The organism is Aquisalimonas sp. 2447 (genome assembly GCF_012044895.1).
In the GTDB taxonomy this organism is placed as follows: Bacteria; Pseudomonadota; Gammaproteobacteria; order Nitrococcales; family Aquisalimonadaceae; genus Aquisalimonas.
In genome coordinates this window covers 811,951-835,464 of record NZ_CP050695.1, presented here as the reverse complement: position 1 = coordinate 835,464, position 23,514 = coordinate 811,951, and the positions used below count along the sequence as shown (strand labels likewise).

20 protein-coding genes, 1 tRNA gene and 3 pseudogenes are annotated in these 23,514 nt (G+C 64.6%); 8 read left to right on the top strand and 16 right to left on the bottom strand.

The window, feature by feature from the left end; all coding sequences use genetic code 11:
* The first annotated feature begins 8 nt into the window (after positions 1 to 8).
* The 3 genes from KU884_RS03840 to atzF all read left to right on the top strand — a co-directional run bounded on the left by KU884_RS03840 (position 9) and on the right by atzF (position 4,667).
* The gene (locus tag KU884_RS03840) at positions 9 to 1,022 is read left to right on the top strand and encodes an ABC transporter substrate-binding protein (protein WP_217351409.1); all 1,014 of its coding nucleotides are present in this window, start codon (positions 9 to 11) and stop codon (positions 1,020 to 1,022) included.
* 72 nt (positions 1,023 to 1,094) lie between these two features.
* Positions 1,095 to 2,780, top strand: a complete 1,686-nt coding sequence (locus tag KU884_RS03835) for a carbon-nitrogen hydrolase family protein (RefSeq protein ID WP_167781378.1) — start codon at positions 1,095 to 1,097, stop codon at positions 2,778 to 2,780.
* 84 nt (positions 2,781 to 2,864) lie between these two features.
* On the top strand, positions 2,865 to 4,667 hold the full coding sequence (gene atzF / locus KU884_RS03830; protein ID WP_167781377.1) for an allophanate hydrolase: 1,803 nt from the start codon (positions 2,865 to 2,867) through the stop codon (positions 4,665 to 4,667).
* A gap of 64 nt (positions 4,668 to 4,731) precedes the next feature.
* Here atzF and radC read toward each other — a convergent pair whose 3' ends face one another.
* The 10 genes and pseudogenes from radC to KU884_RS03780 all read right to left on the bottom strand — a co-directional run bounded on the left by radC (position 4,732) and on the right by KU884_RS03780 (position 11,782).
* Complete coding sequence (gene radC, locus KU884_RS03825; protein WP_167781376.1) at positions 4,732 to 5,232, bottom strand: DNA repair protein RadC; 501 nt, start codon at positions 5,230 to 5,232, stop codon at positions 4,732 to 4,734.
* Positions 5,233 to 5,408: 176 nt separating this feature from the next.
* Entirely contained in the window at positions 5,409 to 5,681 is a 273-nt protein-coding gene (locus KU884_RS03820) for a hypothetical protein (protein WP_167781375.1), read from the bottom strand.
* Positions 5,678 to 7,011 (bottom strand): annotated as a pseudogene (locus KU884_RS03815) (IS110 family transposase). Before KU884_RS03815 ends, KU884_RS03820 begins: the two are co-directional and overlap by 4 nt.
* A 499-nt stretch (positions 7,012 to 7,510) precedes the next feature.
* On the bottom strand, positions 7,511 to 7,975 hold the full coding sequence (locus KU884_RS03810; RefSeq protein ID WP_167781374.1) for a hypothetical protein: 465 nt from the start codon (positions 7,973 to 7,975) through the stop codon (positions 7,511 to 7,513).
* Positions 7,976 to 8,128: 153 nt separating this feature from the next.
* Complete coding sequence (locus KU884_RS03805) at positions 8,129 to 9,085, bottom strand: ArdC family protein (RefSeq protein ID WP_167781373.1); 957 nt, start codon at positions 9,083 to 9,085, stop codon at positions 8,129 to 8,131.
* 260 nt (positions 9,086 to 9,345) lie between these two features.
* Entirely contained in the window at positions 9,346 to 9,753 is a 408-nt protein-coding gene (locus KU884_RS03800; RefSeq protein WP_167781372.1) for an STY4534 family ICE replication protein, read from the bottom strand.
* Between the two features lie 334 nt (positions 9,754 to 10,087).
* Positions 10,088 to 10,639: a hypothetical protein gene (locus KU884_RS03795; RefSeq protein WP_167781371.1), complete on the bottom strand. Its 552-nt coding sequence runs from the start codon at positions 10,637 to 10,639 to the stop codon at positions 10,088 to 10,090.
* A gap of 22 nt (positions 10,640 to 10,661) precedes the next feature.
* Positions 10,662 to 10,865: a hypothetical protein gene (locus KU884_RS03790; RefSeq protein ID WP_167781370.1), complete on the bottom strand. Its 204-nt coding sequence runs from the start codon at positions 10,863 to 10,865 to the stop codon at positions 10,662 to 10,664.
* Positions 10,862 to 11,278 (bottom strand): single-stranded DNA-binding protein, encoded by a 417-nt coding sequence (ssb, locus tag KU884_RS03785; protein ID WP_167781369.1) that lies wholly within the window; start codon positions 11,276 to 11,278, stop codon positions 10,862 to 10,864. The genes KU884_RS03790 and ssb overlap by 4 nt, the downstream gene beginning before the upstream one ends.
* 69 nt (positions 11,279 to 11,347) lie before the next feature.
* On the bottom strand, positions 11,348 to 11,782 hold the full coding sequence (locus KU884_RS03780; protein ID WP_167781368.1) for a hypothetical protein: 435 nt from the start codon (positions 11,780 to 11,782) through the stop codon (positions 11,348 to 11,350).
* A 554-nt stretch (positions 11,783 to 12,336) separates the two neighbouring features.
* On the opposite strand from KU884_RS03780, the gene mobH reads away from it, so the two are divergent.
* Both mobH and KU884_RS03770 read left to right on the top strand, forming a co-directional pair.
* The gene (gene mobH / locus KU884_RS03775; protein WP_254432161.1) at positions 12,337 to 14,082 is read left to right on the top strand and encodes a MobH family relaxase; all 1,746 of its coding nucleotides are present in this window, start codon (positions 12,337 to 12,339) and stop codon (positions 14,080 to 14,082) included.
* 88 nt (positions 14,083 to 14,170) lie between these two features.
* Positions 14,171 to 15,133 (top strand): site-specific integrase, encoded by a 963-nt coding sequence (locus KU884_RS03770; protein WP_254432160.1) that lies wholly within the window; start codon positions 14,171 to 14,173, stop codon positions 15,131 to 15,133.
* A 320-nt stretch (positions 15,134 to 15,453) separates the two neighbouring features.
* Here KU884_RS03770 and KU884_RS03765 read toward each other — a convergent pair.
* Together KU884_RS03765 and KU884_RS03760 are read right to left on the bottom strand one after the other, a co-directional pair.
* Positions 15,454 to 15,529: transfer RNA gene (locus KU884_RS03765), tRNA-Thr, on the bottom strand.
* Positions 15,530 to 15,593: 64 nt separating this feature from the next.
* The gene (locus KU884_RS03760; RefSeq protein ID WP_167781366.1) at positions 15,594 to 16,373 is read right to left on the bottom strand and encodes a molybdopterin-binding protein; all 780 of its coding nucleotides are present in this window, start codon (positions 16,371 to 16,373) and stop codon (positions 15,594 to 15,596) included.
* Positions 16,374 to 16,874: 501 nt separating this feature from the next.
* Here KU884_RS03760 and KU884_RS03755 point away from each other — a divergent pair.
* Positions 16,875 to 18,002: pseudogene (locus tag KU884_RS03755) on the top strand (IS3 family transposase).
* A gap of 75 nt (positions 18,003 to 18,077) precedes the next feature.
* Here KU884_RS03755 and KU884_RS03750 read toward each other — a convergent pair.
* The 4 genes and pseudogenes from KU884_RS03750 to KU884_RS19215 all read right to left on the bottom strand — a co-directional run.
* Entirely contained in the window at positions 18,078 to 18,758 is a 681-nt protein-coding gene (locus KU884_RS03750; RefSeq protein ID WP_167781365.1) for an HAD family hydrolase, read from the bottom strand.
* Positions 18,755 to 19,483, bottom strand: a complete 729-nt coding sequence (gene dnaQ / locus KU884_RS03745) for a DNA polymerase III subunit epsilon (protein WP_167781364.1) — start codon at positions 19,481 to 19,483, stop codon at positions 18,755 to 18,757. Before dnaQ ends, KU884_RS03750 begins: the two co-directional genes overlap by 4 nt.
* 32 nt (positions 19,484 to 19,515) lie before the next feature.
* Positions 19,516 to 19,959: a ribonuclease HI gene (gene rnhA / locus KU884_RS03740; protein WP_167781363.1), complete on the bottom strand. Its 444-nt coding sequence runs from the start codon at positions 19,957 to 19,959 to the stop codon at positions 19,516 to 19,518.
* A 454-nt stretch (positions 19,960 to 20,413) separates the two neighbouring features.
* Positions 20,414 to 20,710 (bottom strand): annotated as a pseudogene (locus KU884_RS19215) (methyl-transferase); the annotation flags it as partial.
* Positions 20,711 to 20,932: 222 nt separating this feature from the next.
* On the opposite strand from KU884_RS19215, the gene gloB reads away from it, so the two are divergent.
* The gene (gene gloB, locus KU884_RS03730; protein WP_167781362.1) at positions 20,933 to 21,700 is read left to right on the top strand and encodes a hydroxyacylglutathione hydrolase; all 768 of its coding nucleotides are present in this window, start codon (positions 20,933 to 20,935) and stop codon (positions 21,698 to 21,700) included.
* A gap of 105 nt (positions 21,701 to 21,805) precedes the next feature.
* Entirely contained in the window at positions 21,806 to 23,476 is a 1,671-nt protein-coding gene (locus KU884_RS03725; RefSeq protein ID WP_167781361.1) for a LysM peptidoglycan-binding domain-containing protein, read from the top strand.
* The last annotated feature ends 38 nt before the right edge of the window (positions 23,477 to 23,514 follow it).

Below are 23,514 nucleotides of genomic sequence, written 5' to 3'. Positions count from 1 at the left end.
CAATTCCCTTGCTCAAAACCCCTTGTGGAGGTAACCAAATGATGCGCTCTCTCACCCGTACAGCTTCGATCACGCTGCTTTCCGCCGCGTTTATTGCTCCGGCCGCCGCCGAGAACGAACGCGTTGTTGCATCCTATCTTCCCATCATGCAGACGACGGCCTTCTACGTGGCCCTGGAAGAGGGCCTTTTTGAAGAGGCCGGTATCGACATCGAGCCGCGCCGTTTCGAGAACCCCAACCAGATCATCGACTCCCTGGTCAGTGACCAGGCGGACTTCGGCCCGCCCGGGGCAGCGGCCGGCATCACCGTCCTCGCGGAGTCCCGCTTTCCCGGAACGTTCAAGGTCTTCGGTCTGCAGGGCGGCAGCATCGAACTGGGGCTCGACAACGATGCGCTCATTGTCGCGGCCGACTCCGACATTGAATCCTTCGCGGATCTGGAAGGGCGCTCCGTCGGCACCGTGCCCGGCGTTCAGTGGCGCACCATCCTGACCCACATCTTGCGCGAGAACGGACTCGAGCCCGGCGAGGACGTCCAGTTGCGCGAGATCGCCGTCGGGCAGCAGATCACCGCCGTTGCCAGCGGGTCAGTCGACGCCACGCTCTCTCTGGAACCGATCGGCTCCATCGCCGACAACATCGACGACGTGCGCAAGGCCGAGAACATGCCGGTGGCCAAGCACATCGCTGACCCCTTCTATTCCGGAGCGGCCGTTCTCACACGGACCTTCATCGAGGAACGCCCGGAAGTCGCACGAAAAGTGGTCGAGGTTCTGGACGAGGCGACACGCCTTGCCAATGAGAACTTTGACGAGTACCGCTCCGTCATCGCCGAGTACACCGCTGTGACGGATGCACAGGCCGAGTTCGTCGCCCAGCCTTACCTGCGCGGCTGGACCGAACTCAATGAAACCGACATCGCGTCATATCAGGCATTCGTCGACGTCTTCCACCAGCACGGCGTACTGGAAGATGCGATGAACGTCGAGGATCTGATCCTTACCGAGGACGACTTCGAGTAAACCGACCTGCTCCGGTGCCCGAAACACGACCTGACCGGGCACCGGGGCCATTGACGAGACGAGAATACGATCATGACGACACAGACTCATCCCGCACCGTTCCGTGCCGCCGTGGTGCAGACCCTTGCAAGCCTCGGCGACGTCAACGAAAACATTCGTCTGCTTGAGCACTACACCCGTGAGGCCGCCAGGCGCGGGGCGAAACTGGTGGTGTTCCCCGAGTGCATGAACACCGGGTACCTGTTCGACTCACCCGAGCACGCCCGTGAGCTGGCCGAACCGCTGGACGGACCGTTCGCAACCACCATGAAGAAGCTCGCCCGCCAACACGGGCTTCATATCGCCAGCGGCTTTACCGAACTCGGCGCCAACGGCGAAGTCTTCAACAGCGGTCTGCTCTTTGATCCGTCCGGTTCCCTGATCCTGCACTACCAGAAGCAGTTCCTCGCTACTCACGACCAGAACTGGTTCGCCTGGGGCGAGAACGGCTGTCCGGTGGTCGACACCGAGCTTGGGCGCCTGGGCCTGTTGATCTGCTTCGATGGCCGGATCCCCGAGATTGCCCGGACACTGGCCCTTCAGGACGTGGACGTGGTCGTGGACATGGCGAACTTCTTCACCATGGATCAGGCCGATCTCTGGACCCGGACACGCGCATGGGAGAATGGCGTCTGGATCGTCGCCGGTACCAAGGCCGGCGTCGAGAGAAGCATCTACTACCCGGGCGGGAGCATGATTGTCGACCCGGAGGGCCACGTGCACGCCTACGTGGACTGGGACGACCACGGCGTGGCCTGCGCGGACGTGGACCCGATGGCCGCCCGCAACAAGCGTTGGGAAGGAGGTGGTGACCGCTTCCAGGACCGGCGGCCGGACCTCTACGGGATCCTCGCCAAGCCCCTCGAGGAGACGCCCGCCGGCCAGATTCTGACCCAGCCGATCATCCCCTCCGAAGCCACCTCCAAGACGGCAGCGGTTCAGGCACACATGACTACTGCGGAGGGCAGCCTCGACGCCGCCCTGGACATGGTCGAGCACACCGCACGCCTGGGCGTGAAGCTGATTGCCCTGCCACAGTTTGCCAACGCCGAGCACTGGCTGCCTGACGAACGCGCCGCCAGAGAGGCCGCTGAACGCACGGATGCCGTCATCCACCATCTCGCCGGCGTGTGCTCGCGGTGGAACTGCACGGTCGTCGCACCGTTGATCGAACGCGACGGCGAGAAACTCTTCTCCACGGCGTTCGTGATCGGCCCTGACGGCACCGTCCAGGGACAATACCGGCAGGCACATGTCGAGCCGGAATGCCGCGGCTGGTGTGACCCCGGGGATACGCTACCGGTCTTCGAAACGGACTGGGGCCGCTTCGGTGTACTGCTCGGATACGACGGGCGGTTTCCCGAGTCAGCGCGCGCTCTCGCGCTGAAAGGCGCCGACGCCATCGTCTGGGCGGCCGGCTGGCGGGACGCCAGGGACAGAGCACTGCTCACCGCACCGAAGGCGGAGGACAACCGGGTTTTCCTGGTAGCGGCCAACCGCACTGATACGCCCTATCCCGGTGGATCCTTTGTGATTCAGCCGACTGGACTGCCGGACTGGAACGTCGAACGCGTCGCACCACGGCAAACACGCCACGGCGCTGTCATGCCCGGCTTCATGAACCTCGCCCTGGCACGACAGAAGATGATGATCCCGGGCGTCGACATGCTCGCGAACCGGTTCGTAAACACGTACTCGGAACTCGTGAAAAGCGCCTGATCCCTCGATCGGGAGCGGGGCCCTCCGCCGGGAGGCCCCCCGTTCCCGATTCCCAGAACGTCTCAACGGCTGTAATGACACCCCATGGACAACATGACGATCGCTGAACTGCATTCCGACTTCGCAGAGGGGCGCCAGAGTCCACGAGAATTCTACCGCGACCTGATGCGCCGCATTCGCGGCGAAGCCTCTCGGAATATCTGGATTCACATCCTGGACGACGAGGAGCTCGAGGAATTCCTGGCCCCGCTGGACGATGCCTCGCCGACGGGGCTCCCCCTATACGGAATTCCATTCGCGCTGAAGGACAACATTGATCTCGCCGGGATCCCGACCACCGCCGGGTGCCCCGAGTACGCGTACACACCTGGCGAATCGGCCTTCGTCGTCCAGCAGTTGATCCAGGCCGGCGCCGTGCCGGTGGGGAAAACCAACCTCGATCAGTTCGCAACAGGGCTGGTGGGGACACGCTCACCGTTCGGCGCCTGTGCCAACGCTTTCGACGACCGATTCATCGCAGGGGGATCCAGCTCAGGGTCAGCCGTTGCCACGGCGCTCAACCTGGTGAGCTTCAGCCTCGGTACCGACACCGCGGGCTCAGGGCGCATTCCGGCGGCCTTCAACAATATTGTCGGCGTCAAACCGACGCGCGGATTGCTGAGCAACCGGGGTGTTGTGCCGGCGTGCAAGACGCTGGACTGTGTCTGCATCTTCGCGGCAACCGCGACGGACGCGCACACGGTGCTCAATGTGGTCAGCACATTCGACGACGCCGACCCTTACGCCCGCCCCGATCAGCCACCACGCCTCGGCCCCGGCCGCATCCCCACGGAGGAATTCCGCTTCGGCGTACCCGCGGATGAACAGCTCGAATTCTTCGGCGACGACAACGCGGCCGAACTCTTCCGGGATGCCGTCGCGCGGCTGGAGGCCATGGGTGGCACGCGCGTCCGCATTGATTTCTCACCGTTCCTTGAGGCAGCGGGCCTTTTGTACCAGGGCCCGTGGATCGCCGAGCGCTTCACCGCGATCCGGGAATTCATCGAGGAACAGCCTGACGCATTGTTCCCCGTCACCCGGGAGATCATCGAGCGTGGTCGCCGGCCTCTGGCCACCGACGCATTCGCCGCCGAATACCGGCTGCAGGAACTGCGCCGTGAAACCGAAATGACATGGGGCAACATCGACCTCGTGGCAACCCCGACCGCCGGCACCATTCACACCATCGACGCGGTGAATAACGACCCCATCGCGCTGAACAACCAGCTCGGCCACTACACGAACTTCATGAATCTCCTGGATTTGAGCGCGGTCGCCGTGCCCGCAGGGTTCAACGGTCACGGTTTACCGTTCGGTTGCACGCTATTCGCCCCAGCCTTCCATGATGAAGATCTTTTGGCGATAGCCGACCGCTTCCACCGTCAGGGAGGATTACCCCTGACGACAACGGGACAACCCCTCCCTGAGCAACCCTCTGTCGCAACTACGAACGCTCACTCGGTCCCAATTGCCGTTTGTGGTGCGCACATGGAAGGCCTCCCACTGAACCACCAGCTTCAGGAGCGGGGGGCTCGCCTGGTGAACCGCACCTATACGGCCCCCGAATACAGGCTCTACGCACTGCCAGGCGGACCACCCGAGCGTCCCGGTCTAGCACGCGTGAAAGCCCGGGGCGAGCACATCGGTGTTGAAGTCTGGGACGTTCCGACACAGCACGTCGGCTCGTTCCTCGCGAACATTCCGTCGCCACTCGGGCTCGGAAAGGTCCGCTTGGCGGATGGTCAATTCGTCACCGGTTTCATCTGCGAGACGGCGGACCTGGAGCGGGCCCGTGATATCACGGACTTCGGGGACTGGCGGTCGTTCCTGAATGCAGAGCGGGCTTGAGTCCTGATACTGGTGAAGGAAACACCATAAAAAAAGGGGAGGCCCCGAAAGACCTCCCCCGTCGTCAAAAGCAACCCTTCTCGGCCAGGCTGGTGACCGTCTCGCCGACCACCAGGTGATCGAGCAGGCGAACGTCCACCAGGCCCAGCGCCTCCTGGAGCCGACGCGTGATCATCTCGTCGGCCCGGGAGGGCTCGGCGGAGCCCGACGGGTGATTGTGAGCACAGATCAATGCCGCGGCATTGTGATCCAGTGCCCGACGCACCACCTGCCGGGGGTAGATGGCGGCCGAGTCCACGGTGCCGTGGAACAGCACCTCGGATGCGATGATCCGGTGCCGGCCGTCCAGGAACAGGCAGGCAAACACCTCCTGTTCCCGCGGGCCCAGCCACAGCTGCACGTAGCTGGCCGCGTCCCGCGGGGACTGGATCGCCTCGGCCCGCTCGAAGCGCCGACGCACCAGGGCCAGCGCCTGCCGGATCAGGCGCTCCTCCTGGTCCTCACGGTAGTCGGCCAGTTCGGCCACCGGTTCGGTGACCTGGTCATCGACGATTTGCTTATCCATGGGTGCCTCCGAATGAAAGACGGGAGGCACCGCCCCACCGGGGAGCAGGCCTCCCCGGTGGGATGTGGAAACGCGCGACTACTGGCGCTGTTGCTCGCGCCGGGACTCCTGGTGCCGAAACCAGAAGCCGACACCGGCCAACACCAGGATTCCGAGTCCGATCGCAGTCAAGGTGATCATACCGAGCATTGTAATTCCCCCTTGGTCGGGTCACCACGGTGGGGCGTCAGCCAGGCTGCCAGGAGGATCGACACGATCCCCATTGCAACCGGAATGGCCAGCCCCCAGTGATCCTGGTCCTCGACGAACAGGGCGATCAGCGGCGCCAGGACAAGCCCGACACCGATGTTGTTGAGTGCATTCGCTATCACGTGAACTTTCATCCACTGCCTCTCATCAAACATCTGCCAGGTCGTTGTTTTGACAGGGGCGGTTTCATATTGAGTCATGCTGCTGGCACCAGATCGAGGCCGAGTTTGCGGGCCTTGCGCTGGAGTGCCCGCAGTTGGCGATCATGGCGTGTGGCCTCGAAGGCCTCGATGCCTTTCTCGACGTAGGGCTGGCCACGGGTGAGCATGGCGTAGATCAGCCGGGCGAGCTGGTGAGCGGTGGCCTTGATCGCTTTGGCGGTGTCCATGCGTGTCAGTCTTGCGCGATGGGCGGCGCCGATGAAGCTGCGACTCGATCGCGCGTTCGAGGCGGCTTGGCGGAGTGCCTGGGCGGCGATGTTGTTGACCTTCGTCCCCGGCCCGCTGAGGGCTTTGCCACCCGAGATCCGGGTCGGTGGCGCGAGCCCGAGCCAGGAGCAGAAGTGCGCCTGGGAGGGAAAGCGCGAGAGGTCGGGGCCGATTTCTCCGGCGATCACCAGCACGGTGTCGACACCCAGCGATGGGATGGCGCTGAGATCGACCCCCATGACCTGGAGGAGTGCCTGTTGGAGCCGGCGCTGCTCGGCCGCGCTGCGGTGGGCGCTGCGCGAGGGGGTGGCGAGTTCAGTCGGGGCACAGGCACGCACGGGCAGTGCCTCGAGTGCCGAGAGGATCGCCCGATCACAGGCGCCGATCTGCTGCTCGAGAAAATCAAAGTGCGCCAGTGCCTGCTCGAGGGCAAAGAGATGCTCGACGCGCCAGTTGCCATGCAGGCTGCGCGCGACCGTCGCCTCGTCGGCGCGCAGCCGCCGATCGCGTAGCGTGGCGAGCTGCCACGGATCCCGCTCACCGGCGACAATCGCCCGCAGGATGCGCATCGCCGTCTTGCCCTTGAGGTCGCTGACGACATGGCCCAGATGCACGTTCATCTGCGCCAGCGCCTTGTGCATGTGGTTCAGACACCACGACTGGGCCTGGATCCGGCGACTGCGCTGGCGCACGAACGCACGCAGCGTGCACACCGCATCACCCGGGCGAAAGGCACCGCTCAACAAACCGTGGCTCATCAACTGCCAGATCCACTGACAGTCGAGCACATCGGACTTGCGCCCCGAGACCTGCCGCGTGGCCCGGGAGTTGACCAGCAGAACCTCAAAGCCCCGTGCATCAAGCACCTCAAAGGGCGCAATCCAGTACACCCCGTCGCCTCCATCGCCACCTGGGTGATCCCCAGCGACTCCAGCCAGTCGGCCAGCGCCTGCAGATCGTCGGTGAAACCGCTGAAACACCGCACCGAGACCTCGCAACGCCCGGGATCCACCGCCACCCAATGCTCGTGACCCCCGACATCGATACCGGCACAATCCGGATGCACCACCTCCAACCGCCGCTTCTGCCTCTTGCCTGCCATGTCCGTTCCTCACATGATGATCACAAGGGCGTACGGGGAGACACGGCGGCGGTAGGGCTCACTCTCTCATACGAGGTCACGGCCAGTGCCGTGCCTTCAACGACTCCACGCCGATGCCGTGCGGGCCACTCTCCTACGCGGGTGCATGCACACCAGTGCGGCGTCTGGCCTCTGCTCTCCGTGCGCCCGCCTATCTTGCACCATGTTTGCTGCGCGACAGCGCACCAACAGCGTTGATGCGCAATCTCCTGCAGAAGTACACGGGACAGACCGGCCCCAGCGGGGCGTCCGACCCGCCGGGGTGAATGACTTCTGGACCGACCACCCGCAGGCGGCGCCCCTCTTCCCGATCCAAAGGGGCTTCACCGGGGCCTGGATACGCTCCAGGCACGCGATGGAGACGTCTTCCCCCAGCCGACGGCCCCGGCCAGCGCCTCGGGGAAGACGCCCGGGACCAGCGGCCCCGGGGTCGTGGCGTGATGGCGCCGAACCGTTGCGGTCACCATCCGCGGTCGTTGAGAAACAGCTCGGCGACGATGGCTTTGCGCTCCTCGTCGAGGGTTCGGGCGATATCGCCGAGGTTCATCCGGTCGTCACCGGCAAAGCCGAGCAGGATCTGCCCCGTCTCCGGGTTGTAGAAACTGCAGCAGGCGCCGATGAAGGTCTTCTCACCGGGACTGATGGGACTGCGGACGCGCTCGGTCAGCGCCATGACGTCCGGTTGCAGATCCCACTTGTCGGTGGCGTCATCCACCGACTCACAGTCCACTTGGAAGTACTCGGGGCCGATGAGTACGACTGCCCGCTTCCAGGCCTCCAGGAACCGTCGATTCGCCTCCTGGCTCCGCTGCTGCGCTTGCAGAAGGGTTTCCAGGTCCTCGCGGCTGGAACAGCTCCACACCCTGCCGCTGGGCAGGGTTGCTTCCCAGCAGCCATCGCGACGCTGTCGGATGGTTTCGTCCATGGCATTCAACCTCCCTTTGACGAGACGGCCGGCGGGCCGTCCGTGGCGGTACGAAGACAACCGGGGCCAGCAGGCCCGTTGACGCGGTTCGGAGAAAAGCGGGACTCCTCGCGTCGACCGGAGAAGTCCCGCCTCGACGGGGACCGGGGCGACCTACGCAACAGCCTCCTGGCCGGCCGTCGCCGGTGAGGCTGCCGGACACACCCGGGCCATCAGGTACTCCGTGCTCCGTCGCGCCTGCGTCGAGGCACGGAAGATCGCCCGCTTGTCGCCTCGAAGCACCTCCAGCCAGGAGGCGATATACCCCTCGTGACGGAGATCGCCGTGAATCCCGGTCTCGGCGCACAGGAATGCACCACCGAGTTCCGCGACCAGCTCCTCGAACGCGTACGAGGCGCTGCCGAAGCCCTCGAAGCGGACAATGCCGTCCCGGGCCAGCCGGGAGCGGTGCCCGGTCCAGTGCGTGAGCTCGTGCAGCAGCGTGCCGTAGTACCCCTCGCGGGAGTGGAACGCCGCCGCCGGCGGCATCTGCACGTGGTCAGAGGCGGGGGCGTAGTACGCCTGAGGACCACCATGCCGGATGTCGGCACCGGAGGCGGCAGCGACAGACTCGGCGGCCTCCACCGGCTCCGGGAACTCCTCCTCCGTGACCTCGGGCTCCCGGCATTCATCCGGGAGGTCCTCGATCTGGTCGACGTTGAAAACGGTGAACCCCTTGAGCAGCGGAATCGTCCGCTCGACAGGCACCCCGTCCTCGTCGTACCGGGGGTTTCCGGCCTCGTCGGTGGCCTGCTTCCGGAGCTGCTTGAAGAAGGTCACCAGCGTGCCCTTCTCGCCCCGACGCACGTGGCCGCCGACCTCCCTGGCCTGCCGGAAGGTCATCCAGCGATGGGTCGTGAATCCGCGCACCGCCTGCTCCAGCCACAACAGTGGGACGTTGACCCCGTGGTACGGACGCCCCGTCAGGGCATTGCACGGATACCCCGCCATCACGGAAGCGTGTCGACTGTCCCAGGGTTTCACCCAGGGCACGGTGCCCTCTTCCAGGGCGGCGATGATCTTGTCGGTGACCTCCTGGTAGAGATCGCGCTTGTCCATGTCCTTGGTCATGGCCTGTCTCCTCTGAATGGCGGGGACAGACCTCCCCACCGGGGAAGCTGTCCCCGGTGGGCTAACGTCGAACGTGTGGATCGACCGGCGGCGCCGGCACCCCTCTTCCCGATCCGAAAGGGTTTACTCGGGCCTGACTACGCGCCAGGCGGGCGATGGAATCGTCTTCCTCCAGCCCGCGCACGCACGGGCTCGGGAAGACGCCGGGGCACGAGGCCCCGGAATCTTCCGTCGTGATGAACCGCATTGTTAAAGAACACTCAGGCGGTCTCCTCGTTGCGGGCTTCGATCGGCGGATACACCTTCTCACCGTCGATCCGCACCCAGCTGATCTTCAGGAGCCTTGCCTTCAGCGAAATGCCGATATCACCGGCCTTCTCGCCTTCCTGGTAGGTGAAACTCTCCGCGTAGAGGTCACCGAGCTTGAAGCCGATGAGCACTTTGCGATCGGCCTCCAGGTGCCGCGGCATGGCTTCGACCAGGCGTTGAGCTTCCTGACCGGCAACACGGCAGTCGAACCGTGTGCGCTCGGGCTCCTCGGCATCGCCGTGAATCGCGACGACATCGCACGCGAGAAACAGCTCACCGCGTTTGGGCCGAACCTCCCGGATCCGATTCACGTACCCGAGACCGGTGATGTGGAGATCGAAGTAGGACTTCTCGGACATGGCACTTTCTCCTTCACGAAAAAGCCGGAGAAAGCGCTCTCCCTGCCAGGGAAATGCTTTCCCCGGCAGGGTGTAGAGGTTGGATCAATGGACCGACCGGCTGTACCGGCGCCCCTCTTCCCGATCCGAAGGGGCTTCGCGGGACCTGTGATGCGCTCACAGGCAGGCGATGAAACCAGTCCCTATACGATTAGCGCTGCTCTCCCGGCAATGTCAAGCCGGGCTCTGACTGACGGGGTGTGACAGTGTCATACCCCGGCGCTTCGACCATGGCCTGTGACCCCATCACACCCTGGCCACGCCGCCACGACTCACGCGCCATTCATCAAGGCGCTTAATCCAAAGCTTGCCGGATCCGGCTTTTCACCCGTTCCCGAAACGATTCTCCCTCGGGGAACGCGTCGTCGCCGGTGTAGTAACCCACGTACAGGCGACTCCCCTCCCCCTCGCGGTCGATATCAATCTGCATGACGGCACGATGCCCGTCGATCTCCTGCATCTCGCGCAGGCTGTACTGGACGCCAGGAGTCATCCGGTGATGGTAGCCGTCATCCATCTTGATGAGCTCGCGGCGTAAATCGTCGGAAGGCTCCCGCTCATCCAGCGTCTGGAAATTGAAGGCGCGGCGGATGCGCGCGTAGACGGTATCCACGTCATGATCCGTTTCCACCGTGAAAGTCACATCCTCCTCGGCCACACCGGCCGACGCTGCCTCCAGGCGACGATCACTGGACCCCTCGCCCCGGGTTTCGTTCTCCCCGTTATCCAGACCCACGGCCTCCCAGTCGACGCCAACTTCGTAGCCGTTGTCTTCGGTCACGGCGCATCCACCAAGGATAAGACCGACGGCCAGGACGGATACGGAGAAGAAATGACGATAGTGCATGAGTGCCTCCTTGCTGACGTACTCACTGCCCAACACCGATCAGCGGGTCGCGCCGGGTGCAGTAGCCCTGAGCCGTCACATAGGTGACGAACCCGCCATTGCGAAAACGACATTCGACGCAGCCTGACTGCTGGAGCTGGCGCTGGGCGAGCCGGAACGCAGCCCGCGGCGACGATACGTGCCGCACCCGACGCGACCGCGAGCCAACGATCTCGACGGGAATCATTCCTGCGACTCCTCTTTCCCGGTCTCGGGAGTGTCTCCACGCTCCGCCGCAGGGTGCAGCTGGACCGATGCCACACGCCCCAGATCCAGATCCACATGAGTTGCCCGGACCTCGAGCTGACTGCGGGGCTCGCCCGTGTCGCGATCCTCCCAGGCGGACTGGAACAGCTCGCCCTCGATGGCGACACGCGCGCCCTTGGGCAGCAATCGTGCGGCCGCCTCCGCCCGATAGCCCCACAGGCTGACGTTGGCCCAGAAACCACCACGATCCTCGAAGTCGTCCCCAGCGGGCTTTCGCCGATCGAAATAGACGCGCAGACTCGCAACGGGAACAGCCTCGCCGCTCCCGTTCTCGGTATGACGCAGAATTGGCGCGGTCCCCAGATTCCCGCGCCCGTGGAAATGGTTCGCCATGGCAATGCACTCCTGTTGCACGTTCCCAGCCTCCATGCTGGATGCCACGTTGATCGGGATGTGGGGAAACTATCTAGCGGATTTCAGAGATTTTTCAAGGGCGTTGAGCTGCTGGACATGGGCCATGTAATCGCGCAGCCGTCGGCGTTCGTAATGCGCGAGCCTGGCTTTCGCATTGACCACCTGGATGCGGCGGTCGAGTTCGATCCAGGCCAGACGTGCACTCGTTGGCACCTCCGCCTCTGCCAGCTTCTCCTGCAACCGGTCATTGGTGAAGTGAACCGTGCTCTGACCCTGGCCCATGGAGCCCTTCGGTCGCCACTTGATCAAGGTTGGCGCCTCCGAGCGCCCCGGGCACAGAGCAGGGTGTGCCGGCCATGGCGGACTCCAGGTTTCCTTGAACTCCCGCACCAGGGCATGCATCTCCTCGTTCAGTTCCTGCATTTCCCAATCCAGGGTTCGAACCCGTTCCTTCACGGCCGCCAATGACCACGGATGTGCCATGGATCCCCCTTACCCTTAAAGGGCCCTTTCCCGCTCATCTACATTGCCGAAACTCGGCACCAGATTGGCTCCTAGCGTCATCTACACACCCCCTGCCGCACTTCCCGCCTCGGCCTCCGAGGGGGTGTGACCCCATCACACCTTGCTGCGACACCGAGCCTGGGTGTGACCCCCTCACACCCTCGCAGCCCTCCGTGACCTGTGACCCCGTCACACCCCCTGCCGCACTTCCCGCCTCGGCCTCCGAGGGGGTGTGACCCCATCACACCTTGCTGCGACACCGAGCCTGGGTGTGACCCCCTCACACCCTCGCAGCCCTCCGTGACCTGTGACCCCGTCACATCCCCTGCCGCACTTCCGGCCTCGGCCTCCCATCATCAAAGCGAACGCGGCCTCTCAAGGAGAAAACTCTCCACGTCAGGACAGAGTTTCACGCCGTCACGGGCATTCCCGCCCGGCACGCTTCCCCGATGCTGAACTGGCTGCGACAGCGTTCCGACGGGACCCAAGGCCACCAGGACCACGGGCCACCAAAGCCCGGCCTTGTGCGCGTCATGTCCCCGGACGCACTGCTTGCCGCCGAGCATCGCCGCACACTGCTGCGGCAGATCACCCACCTTCTCGCGTTGCCCGCCCAGCACCAGAAGCGCTACGTGGACGCAGTCATCGCCCGCTATGCGGCCTGGGTGCAGCTCATGCCGGCCTCGGAAGCCCATCATCACGCGGGACTGGGAGGCATGCTCGACCATGGTCTGGAAGTGGCAGCGAAGGCACTACAGATTCGGCGCGGACATGTCTTGCCGCCCGGGGCGGCGCCGGAGCGCATCGTTCACGAGGCGGATGTGTGGACCTACGCCGTACTCGCCGCGGCACTCGTCCACGACATGGCCAAACCGGTGGTCGATCAGGTGATCACCCTGTACGCAGAGGACGGCCGACGACTGGGACCCTGGGAGCCCTGGCACGGGCCCATCCCGGATCGCCCGGACGCGGCCTGGTACGCCGTGCGGTACCGTCGCGACCGCAGACACAAGCTCCACGAGCCCGTCGCTCCACTGGTCGCACACTGGGTGCTTCCGGCATGCAGTCTGACGTGGATCGCGCGACACGGTGACCTGTTCGCGATGTGGACGGCCGCGATCCACGGTGACATGGAACAAGCCGGTCCTCTGGGCCAGATGCTTCTGCAGGCCGACCGGGAGTCGGTCGCGCGGAATCTCGGGGGTACGTCTCCCGACCGCCTGCCGACAGCGGCGAAAGGCTTACACGAAAAGCTGGCCACCGCGCTTCGTCATCTTCTGGACCAGGAGCACCTCCCGCTGAATCGCAACGGGGCTGCCGGTTGGCTGACCGGCGATGACCTCTGGCTGGTATCCAAACGCACGGCTGATGCACTGCGCGAGCAGCTGCGGCAGGAGGGCCACACCGGCGTGCCCTCCTCGAATGATCGCATCTTCGATGTCCTGCAGGAGCACGGGATCCTGGTGCCGAATGGCGAGCGCGCCATCTGGAAGGCGACCGTGGCCGGCGATGACTGGAGCCATGACCTAACCCTGATTCGCTTTCCGGTATCACGAGTCTGGGCGGACCCGGAATGTCGTCCTGATGAGTTCAGGGGCACAGTCAGCGTGCATTCGCACACTGGATCGACGGCAGATGACGCGAAGACCGAGGCAACGAGCCATGCCACGGAAACCAGCGCTGCGGCCGAAGGTGTGACGGGGTCACAGGTCGTGAACGATATCGGAGGGTGTGAGGGGGTCACACCTCGGTCAGGAACCGAACACAAAACGCAGAGCATCAGCCATGCATCGCATACGCCCCAGAACGACCGCGAACCCGCTTGCCCGTCACATTCCGATAACGCTGCTACTGCGAAAGGCGAACAAACGCTCTCGGCCCCCACGGCCGATTCAGACTCTGGACACTCACTTCCGGACGACAATGGCGAAGCGTTCCTGGCCTGGCTCCGCAACGAACTCGCCGAAGGTCACCTGGCCATCAACGAACCGTATGCTCGCGTTCACGTCGTCGACGCTGGCCTGCTCCTACTGTCCCCAGGAATATTCCGGGACTTCTACCAAGCCACGGGCAGGGACTGGAACAACGCCCAGAAGCGGTTCCTGAAGATGCGTCTTCACCAGAAAAATCCGCGCAACGACACCAACATCCACCACTACATCGCTGAGCGGGACCGGCACACCGGTTACCTGAAGGGGATCCTGGTACCCGACCCGGAGCCCATTCTGGGCGCCTGGCGGCCCGAGCCGAACCGATACCTGCGTCCCTCCCTGGAGTAGCGGCGACTGGACCTCCTAATCCGTCTCGATCTATCCTTGAGCCGCCAGGGGCATGGTTCGTACTCCAGTTTAGAACAAGGAGGGAATCATGCCTGTCGACGGAATGAATGGTTCTCGCCTCACGCCGAGAACCGGGCACACCTTGTCGGACATCTGGGAGGTGTATCGCACCGAGCGCCTCCTGAATCCGTCCACCGTTCAGAGCTACGAGCAGATCATCCGCCGCTTCCAGAAGGAGTTCGGGGATCTGCCATTGCGCGCCATCGAGCGCAAACACCTGTTCCATTGGCGCTCCGAGGTGCTGGATCGCGCCTCGCCGACCACGTGGAACACTTACCGGCGCACGTTCCGCGCGCTGTGGCGCTACGCCCTGCAGCTCGGCTGGGTCACCCATGACCCGCTGGACCGGGTCGGGGCTGCACCCCCGGGTGATCGCCGCAAGAAGACCGTGAACCAGGATCTGCTCAAGCGCGTGCTCGCGGTCCTCAGTGACGATGAGCAGCCGAAGTTACAGCCTCGCTGGTTCTGGCGCCTGGTGATCCTGACGCTGTACTACACCGGCATGCGGCGACGCCAGCTGGTCAGTCTGCGCTGGCAGGATATCGACTGGGAGCGCGGGGCCATTCTGCTCACCATGGAAGGGAGCAAGACGCGACGGGAATGGGAGGTTCCGCTCGCCCCAGAGCTGGCCGCCGAACTCCGGGTCCTGTGGCAAGCGACGGCTGAACGCGTCGGGCACCGACGCTTCGGGCGACGGCAGGTCTTCGACCTGGGCCTCCATCGCGGCAACACGCACTACAAGCCCGGCGAACTGACCAGGGAACAGGTCAACGGCTTCTTCCGACGGTTGTCGGACTACATGGATGAGCCGATCTCGCCGCACCGGCTGCGGCATACCTGCGCGACGGAGATTGCGCGGCGGCCGAACCCCAACGTGCGTGCGCTGCAGCAGCTGCTGGGCCACACGTCGCTGTCGATGACCATGGAGTACGTCCAGCCCGACCTGGACCAGATGTCGGACATGGTCTCGCGACTCCCGCGTCCGGAGTAAGGGTGACGCCCACACGGCGGGAAGCGGCTGCGGGCCCTTCCCGCCCCCCCTCAGGACTGATCCCCGCCACAAGGTGTTGGCGAACGCCAGCGTCTCATCTACGCTATTGGAATCCGGCCACTTTCCTCGGGCGAGGAAATGGTGCGGAAGGGCTCTGGGAGCACGATATTCAGCTCTCTCGTGAGTACGAGAGTCAGGGGATCCATGGAAAGGAAGAAGGGCCGGTGTAGCAGCACCGGCCCCTCTGAGCCCGCGGAAGGGCAAACGGGCTCGCCCCTGGCACGGTAGCGCGCGGATCGTGAGATTCCCGCGCTGCTGTCTGGTGCCGGTGGACGGAATCGAACCGCCGACCTACTGATTACGAATCAGTTGCTCTACCGACTGAGCTACACCGGCTATCTGGTTGGCGGCGGGAGTATAGCCGAAGTTGGGCGGCGGTCACAACGAAAGCCGGTGACCGTCACTCGCCGGGTTCGGTACGGCTCAGGTCCTTCTCTCCCCAGGAAATGCCCTGCGCATCCAGCCGGCTGCTGAGAGCGGCGATGACTGTATCCACCTCCGCGGCGGGACCGCGAACGCCCAGCTCAAGCTCGTACTCGGGGGGGCACCAGCGAGGCAGGCATGACAGGCGCACGTCGGGGTAACGGTCGGTGAACTCTTCCAGGATGGGGATTGCATGGCTTTCCCGCAGCCCCTGCACTGTCAGTGCGCGTTCCTTGTACTGTCCGGTAGCGTGGAGTCCGGCGTAGTAGTGGTCCAGCACCCACTCGATCATCGGCCAGGCCATGTTGGGGAAACCCGGCACGAAGTGGTGATGGCCGACGCTGAACCCCGGGATACGGTTCACCGGGTTCGGGATAATCACGCTGCCCCGGGGGAACTCCACCATGCGCTGGCGCTGCGGCGTGATGTCATCGCCGAAGTTAGCCCGGAGTTCTTCCACGCCGTCAGGGTGTGGCTCCAGGTCCACGCCGGCCGCGGCGGCGGCGCACTGGCGGGTGCGGTCGTCCGGCGTAGCACCGATGCCGCCGAAGCTGAAGACGATGTCCGTGCCGGCCATGGAATTGCGCAGGCTATTGGTAAGGCGCTCCGGGGTGTCACCGAGGAACTCCGCCCAGGTCAGTTCCAGGCCGCGGGCGGCAAGGAGTTCTATGACCTTGGGCATGTGCCCGTCGCGGCGCTTGCCGGATAGGATTTCGTCGCCGATGACGATGATGCCAAAAGCAGGCGTTGTGGGCATATCGGTCTCCGGGGATGATCGATGTTGGTTGCTGGGGCATCAAAATGCACCCAACGGAGGCATCGCACAATCAAACGCTGGGTCGACGTGTGAAGTTCTGCCGCAATCATACCGTGCGTGAATGCTGATGGCCGCCGGCGCAGGCCGATGACCGGCATCAGGCCTGCGGGCTCATTTCACCCGCGGCTACACTTCCAATTGGTACTGAGTGGCAAACGGACTTGATGCGCCAGGTGCAAGGGGACTGCGCCCACCCTTCCGGTTTCCCGGGCTTTCCTCGCTCCTCCGCACCATCCTGCGAAAATTGCCGTTCGTCTCGCCGTCATGTCCGTCCCCGTAAGGGACAAAGCGTTTCGAAAAACCAGGGAAGCAAGGCAACGACTCAAGGAGTGAGCCCATGCCAAACGTCTACTTTTGCAGCGGACCCGTTCCACACAAATGAACTGGTCCAATGGCGGCGGACACTCCAATTGAGCCACACTGGTGGCATTGGAGGTATTGATGAACCGACGGACACGGCAAGACTACAGTGAGCAGTTCAAGGCGGATGCCGTTGATCTTGTGGAGAAACAAGGCTACGGGGTCACCGAGGCGGCGCAGCGGTTGGGGATCAACCGCAGCAATGTGGAGCGCTGGAGGCGTGAACGCCGCTCGGGTGAGCACGGCTCTCTCGGCGAGCGTGAGCGCAAACTGGTTGAACTCCGCGAAGAAGTCCGTAAGTTACTGACAAAACGGGATATCTTAAAAAGGCAGCGGCCTTCTTCGTCAAAGAGTCGAGTTGAGGTTTCGCTTCATCGACGCGGAGAAGGCGCATTATCCGGTGTCCACCCTGTGCCGTGTCCTCCAGGTCAGCCGCAGCGGGTTCTACGACTGGCGCATGCGTGCACCGGATCGCCAGCGGGAGGCGCTGTACACCGAGGTCAAGGCGATCCACAAGGCGACGCATGAGACCTACGGCAGCCGCCGCATGGCAGTGGCCCTGCAGCGCAAGGGGTTTGCCGTGGGTCGCTACCAGGCGCGCAGTCTGATGCATGAAGCCGGTGTTGAAGTGCGCAAGCGCCGCCCCTGGAAGGCGAAGACTGACCGCGATCCCAGCGATCCGGTTGCCGAGAACCTCCTGCAGCGGGCGTTTGCGGCGCAAACGGCCAGCACGCGGTGGGTGGCCGATATCACGGCCTTGTGGACCCACGAGGGTTGGACGTATCTCGCGGCGGTGCTGGATCTCCATGACCGCCGCATCAAAGGTTGGGCGATGGCCGGGCACATGCGCACGGAGCTGGCCGAGGAAGCGTTGGAGATGGCAGTGAGGCGATATCGGCCGCCCCCTGGCCTGCTGCACCACTCCTTGAATCTAAGCAGTACACGTCCCATGTCTACAGGCAACGGCTCCGGGCGCATGGGATGATCTGCTCGATGAGCCACAAGGGCAACTGCTGGGATAACGCCGTCATGGAGCGCTTCTTCGGGACTCTGAAGAGTGAATGGACGGCAGGGCAGCGCTACCGAACGCGGCATGACGCCAGGCTCGATGTCATGGCATTCATCGAGATGGAGTACAACAGTCAACGACTCCACTCGACGCTGGATTACCGTTCACCCAGCGAGCATGCACTGGCCCATGCTGCTTAACCGAGTGTCCGCTGAGGGTTGACCAGAACAGGAGCAGTCGTCCTTGGATTGCCGGTCACCCGGCGAGAGTGAGCTTCAGCGCTCGATCAGGCCGGGGAGTTCGTCCAGGGTGCGGATTTCCTCGTAGTTCACCTTCGGCAGATATTCAGGCCAGAGGGCGCCGCTACGGTTAAGCCAGATGGCGCGGAGGCCGTGGCGGGCGGCGCCGGAGACGTCGGTTTCGGGGTCGTCGCCCACGTGGATCAGGCGCTCGATGGGCACGCCGCTGCCGCGGGCGGCGGCCTCGAACATGGGGCGGCTGGGTTTGGCGGCGCCGACGTGCACGGCGGAGTAGGCGGCAACGAAGTAGTGCCCCAGCGCCAGACGGTGAACGTCGGCGTTGCCGTTGGTCAGGGCAACCAGAGGGAACTCCCGGTACAGGCCCTCCAGTACTGGCATTGCATCGGGGTAGAGCTCCACGCGGTGACGGGCGTCGATAAAGACCTCGAAGGCCTCCTCGGCCGCACGCAGCGGTGCCCCGACGGCTTTCGCTGCCTGCTCGAAGGTACGGATTCTCAGGGCCGTGACGTTGTACGCGAGTTCGGGATTCTCCCGCGCCACCTGGTCACGCAGGACCCGCATGCGCTCCGGCGGATACGCCTCGGCAATGGCTGGATAATGCTCCCGGAGAAAAGCGACCGTCGCCTCCTCCGCGTGCTCGAGCACGCCATCCAGGCGCCAGAGGGTTTCGTCCAGATCCAGGCTGATGGCGGTCATGCGCCGGTGTCCTCCGCACGACGCCAGACGCACTGGCCGCCGGCGGCCTTGTCCAGGCGGTCCAGCCAGGCCTCGTGGGCCTCCGCCTCCTGTTCGCTGGCACGCACCACCCGCAGTGCCGGGCGATCGGCACTCACCGGGCGCGGGGCATAGCGCCCCCCGGTGCTGCCGGACTCTTCTTCGTCGCTGTCCAGTAGCAGCGTCACCTGACCGCCGGTCATGGTGAGGTAGAGATCGGCCAGGATCTCCGCGTCCAGCAGGGCGCCATGGAGATCACGCTGGGAGTTGTCCACCTCGTAGCGCTTGCACAGCGCATCCAGTGTATTGCGCTGGCCGGGGTGCATCTGGCGCGCCATCACCAGGGTGTCGGTGATGCTGCAGCACTCGCGCACCTTTGGCAGGCCACGCTCCAGCAGGGCGAACTCGTGATCCATGAAGCCCACGTCAAACGGCGCGTTATGGATGACCAGGTCGGCACCGTTGATGAACTCGAAAAACTCGTCGGCGATGTCGGCGAAACACGGCTTGTCCGCGAGGAACTCGTTGGTGATGCCGTGAATTTCCACTGCGCCGGCATCCACCTCCCGCTCCGGGTTCAGGTAGATGTGGTAGGTGCGGCCGGTCTTGCGCCGGCCGTCCAACTCCAGGGCACCAATCTCGATGATGCGGTGCCCCTGGGCCGTTTCCAGGCCGGTGGTTTCAGTGTCGAGAACGATCTGTCGCATGTTCTATCCCGTGATGATTGGAGCCGTCGCGCTCAGCGGCGGGCCAGCATTTCATCGATGCCCTGATTGGCAAGCTGGTCGGCGGCTTCGTTGTCGGCATGGCCGCTGTGGCCGCGCACCCAGCGCCAGTCCACGTCATGCCGCTGGGCCGCGGCGTCCAGCGCCTGCCAGAGGTCGGCGTTTTTCACCGGCTTGCGGTTGGACGTCTTCCAGCCTCTCTGTTTCCAGTTCGGCAGCCACTCGGTGATTCCCTTGCGCAGGTATTCCGAATCCGTGGTCAGGATCACGTGGCAGGGCTGCTTGAGCGTCTCCAGCCCCCGGATGGCCGCCATCAACTCCATACGGTTGTTGGTCGTCTCCGGCTCGCCGCCGTAGAGCGCCTTTTCCTTGCCATTCCAGCGTAGCAACGTGCCCCAGCCACCCGGCCCGGGATTGCCGCGGCAGGCGCCATCGCTGTAGATCTCCACCGTCTTCATGCCTTGTCCTGAAATTGAATTGTTTGCCCTGCCTGCAGGCCTGCACCGGGGCCGGTTGACCCCGGGCCAGCACTTCCCGCCGACGCAGCAGTGCACCCATGGGAATGGCCCGAGTGACACGCTTGCGACTGACTTCGGCATTGACGCCGCCGAAGAACGGCCAGCACCGGTGTCCCACCCGCTCCAGCACCTGCAGCCGTTCCTGCAGCGCCCGTTGGGGCAGCGGCGGCCGGAAGACCAGTCGCTCGTGCTGACGGTGCTCCAGCCCCAGCAGGCGGCACCAGTCCCGCAACCGCAGGGCGGTATAGTAATGCCCGCACCATGGCGGCCTGTTGCCATTCAGCGGAGCAATCATCCGCCCGAGCCCCCAGAGGCTGATGGGGTTGAAGGCCAGAATAATCAAGTGCCCCTCCGGGGCCAGCACCCGTTCGGCTTCGCGCAGAATACCGTGGGGATCATGCTCGAATTCGAGTTGGTGCACGATGACCACGGTATCTATGCTGTCGCTGCGAAACGGCAGGTCGTCGTGCCAGGCCCTGACGCTGGGCCCGATGGAAGCGTCCCGCTCCACCAGCCACTGACGGATGGCACCGGGCACCGATAATTCCCCATTGTCGCCGAGGCCGCCAAGCTGCACCAGGAAACCCGGCCGGCAGTCGGCCAGCAGGCGCCCCACCACCTCCCGCTCCGCCTCGGCAACAACGCGCCCGAGCGGGGTCCGGAACCAGGCCTGTAACGCGGCAGCATCCATCGTTCACCTCTCGCCCGACCGCAGCGACCCCGGGGGAGTCGGATCACGACTCCATCCCATGCTACCCTGCTTGCGGCGATGACGCCGCACCGCCACTATGGCGGTTTGCAGCATCCCTGGCGGCGTCGCAGGTCTGTTGGTCAGTTTATCAGGCCTCGATGCCTGCAGCGGGCGCTGCGGGATTTTTCGCCACTCGGTTGCGACGCTCACAGGACGTACATCATGACGCAGGTCACCCCGATTCCCGCATTGCGCGACAACTACGTCTGGCTACTGGCCGGCGACAACGGCCACTGTGCGGTGGTGGACCCGGGCGAGGCACCGCCGGTCCTTGAAGAAATCCGCCAGCGCGGACTCACCCTGGACGCCATCCTGATCACCCACCACCACCCGGACCACCAGGGTGGCGTCGACGCCATACTGGCGCAGCGGGACGTGCCGGTGTACGGGCCCGCCGACGAGAGCATCAACCACCGCACCCATGCCCTGCACGAAGGCGACGTGGTGCGGCTCGACAACCTCGGCCTGGAACTTGGCGTCCTCGAAACCCCGGGGCACACCGCCGGCCATATCAGCTACTACGGCGACGGCCTGCTGTTCTGCGGCGATACCCTTTTCGCGGGGGGCTGCGGGCGCCTGTTCGAAGGCACTCCCGAGCAGATGGTTCATTCCCTCGGCAAGCTGGCGAATCTGCCGGTGGACACCCAGTTCTTCGCCGGACACGAGTACACCGAAGCCAACCTGCGCTTCGCTGCCCAGGTGGAGCCGAATAACGAAGCGCTGCAGCAGCGTCTGGAACGCGTCCGGGCGCTCCGTGCCCATGGCGGCTACACCCTGCCGGGGACGCTGGACGAAGAACTCCGCACCAACCCGTTCCTGCGCTCCGGCGTCGAAGACGTGAAACGGAGCGCAGAACAGCACGCCGGTAAACGGTTAACCTCACCGGTGGAAGTATTTGCCGCCATCCGCGCGTGGAAGGACGCGAGCTGATCCAGTGATCGCTGAGGATGCCGTCGGGGCTGATGAGGGCAAAGTCGTGACGGTGTGATTCCGGACACCAGAATAATCAATGAAGAGAGGCGACCGGTGATTTCGATGAGAACTCCACTACTGCTTGCCTGCGGCCTGGCCCTGTCGGCCTGTGCCCAGTTTCCGGGGAGCAACACCGAGAGGAACCCGGACAACACGGGCGAGGCTGAACTGGCGGCGAAGGCAATACCGGCCGGCCAGCCGCAACCCTACGGCGCCCATCTGGATGGCGACCTGCTGTTCCCCGGCATCATCCTCGCCAAACCGCCCGAAGTGACCGAGGTTGGGGAATCCGAGACCCGTTACCCGGACGACCTCTGGGCGCGCATGCGTGATGGATACGGGATCGAGGCGGATCTGGACAACCCGCGGATCATCTCCGAGCTGAACAACTTCAGCCGCCGCCCGGACTACATGGACCGTGTTGCACAACGGGCTGAACCCTACCTGCACTACATCGTGGAAGCCATCGACGAGCGCGACATGCCCATGGAACTGGCGCTGCTGCCGGTAGTGGAAAGCGCGTATCGGCCGTTCGCCTATTCCCACGGCCGCGCCGCCGGCATCTGGCAGTTCGTGCCCGCCACGGGTCGCCACTACGGGCTGCGGCAGTCCTGGTGGTATGACGGCAGACGCGACGTGCTCGCCTCCACCGAAGCGGCACTGGAGTACCTGGAACGCCTCGGCGACATGTTCGATGGCGACTGGTTGCTGGCTCTGGCGGCCTACAACGCTGGGGAAGGGCGTGTCATGGCTGCCATTCGCCGCGCCGAGGCGAACGGCGAGCCCACGGATTACTGGAACCTGTCCCTGCCCCAGGAGACCCGGCAGTACGTCCCTCGCCTGCTGGCCATCAGTCAGCTGGTGAAGGACCCGGAAGCCTACGATCTGGAACTCGCCAGCATTCCCGATGAGCCCTACCTGGACGTAGTGGACCTCGACGGCCAGATCGATCTGGCCCTGGTGGCGGATCTCACGGGCATCAGCATCGAGGACCTCTATCATCTCAACCCGGGCTTCGACCGCTGGGCCACGGACCCGGAAGGGCCGCACCGGGTCGCGGTGCCCAAGGACAAGGCCGAGGGGCTGCGACAGGAGCTGGCGCAGTTGCCGGATGAGGAGCGCATGCGCTGGCATCGCCACGAGATCCAGCCCGGCGAGAGTCTCGAAGTGATCGCGCGCCGCTACAACACCACCGTGGACGTGATCCAGGAGGCCAACGACCTCAACAACCACATCATCCGCGCGGGCCGGCACCTACTGGTGCCCACCGCCAGCGCCGAGGCCGCAACCTACTCCCACAGTGCCAGCAATCGCCTCAGTCGCCAGCAGAGCCGCGAGCGCTCCGGCCAGCGAGTGACACACACCGTCCAGTCCGGAGACACGTTCTGGGATCTGTCCCGGCAGTACGGCGCGGATGTGCGCCAGATTGCACAGTGGAACGGCATGGCGCCGGGCGACCCACTGCGGCCGGGGCAAGAGCTGGTGCTGTGGCTGGAAGGCGACGGCGGCAACGTCCGCAGCGCCGCGGGAGGGCCACCGAACACCGGCTCGGCGGTACAGTCCGTGAGCTACCGTGTCCGCAGCGGTGACAGCCTGTACACCATCGCCCGGCGGTTCAATGTCTCGGTGCAGGACATCAAGCGCTGGAACGACATCGATCCGGGCAGCTACCTGCAGCCCGGCGACCGGCTCTCACTGGAAGTGGACGTGCGCAACCAGTCCGGCAGCATCTGATGAGGATGCGGCCGGACCGGCGTCGGCACGCCACATCC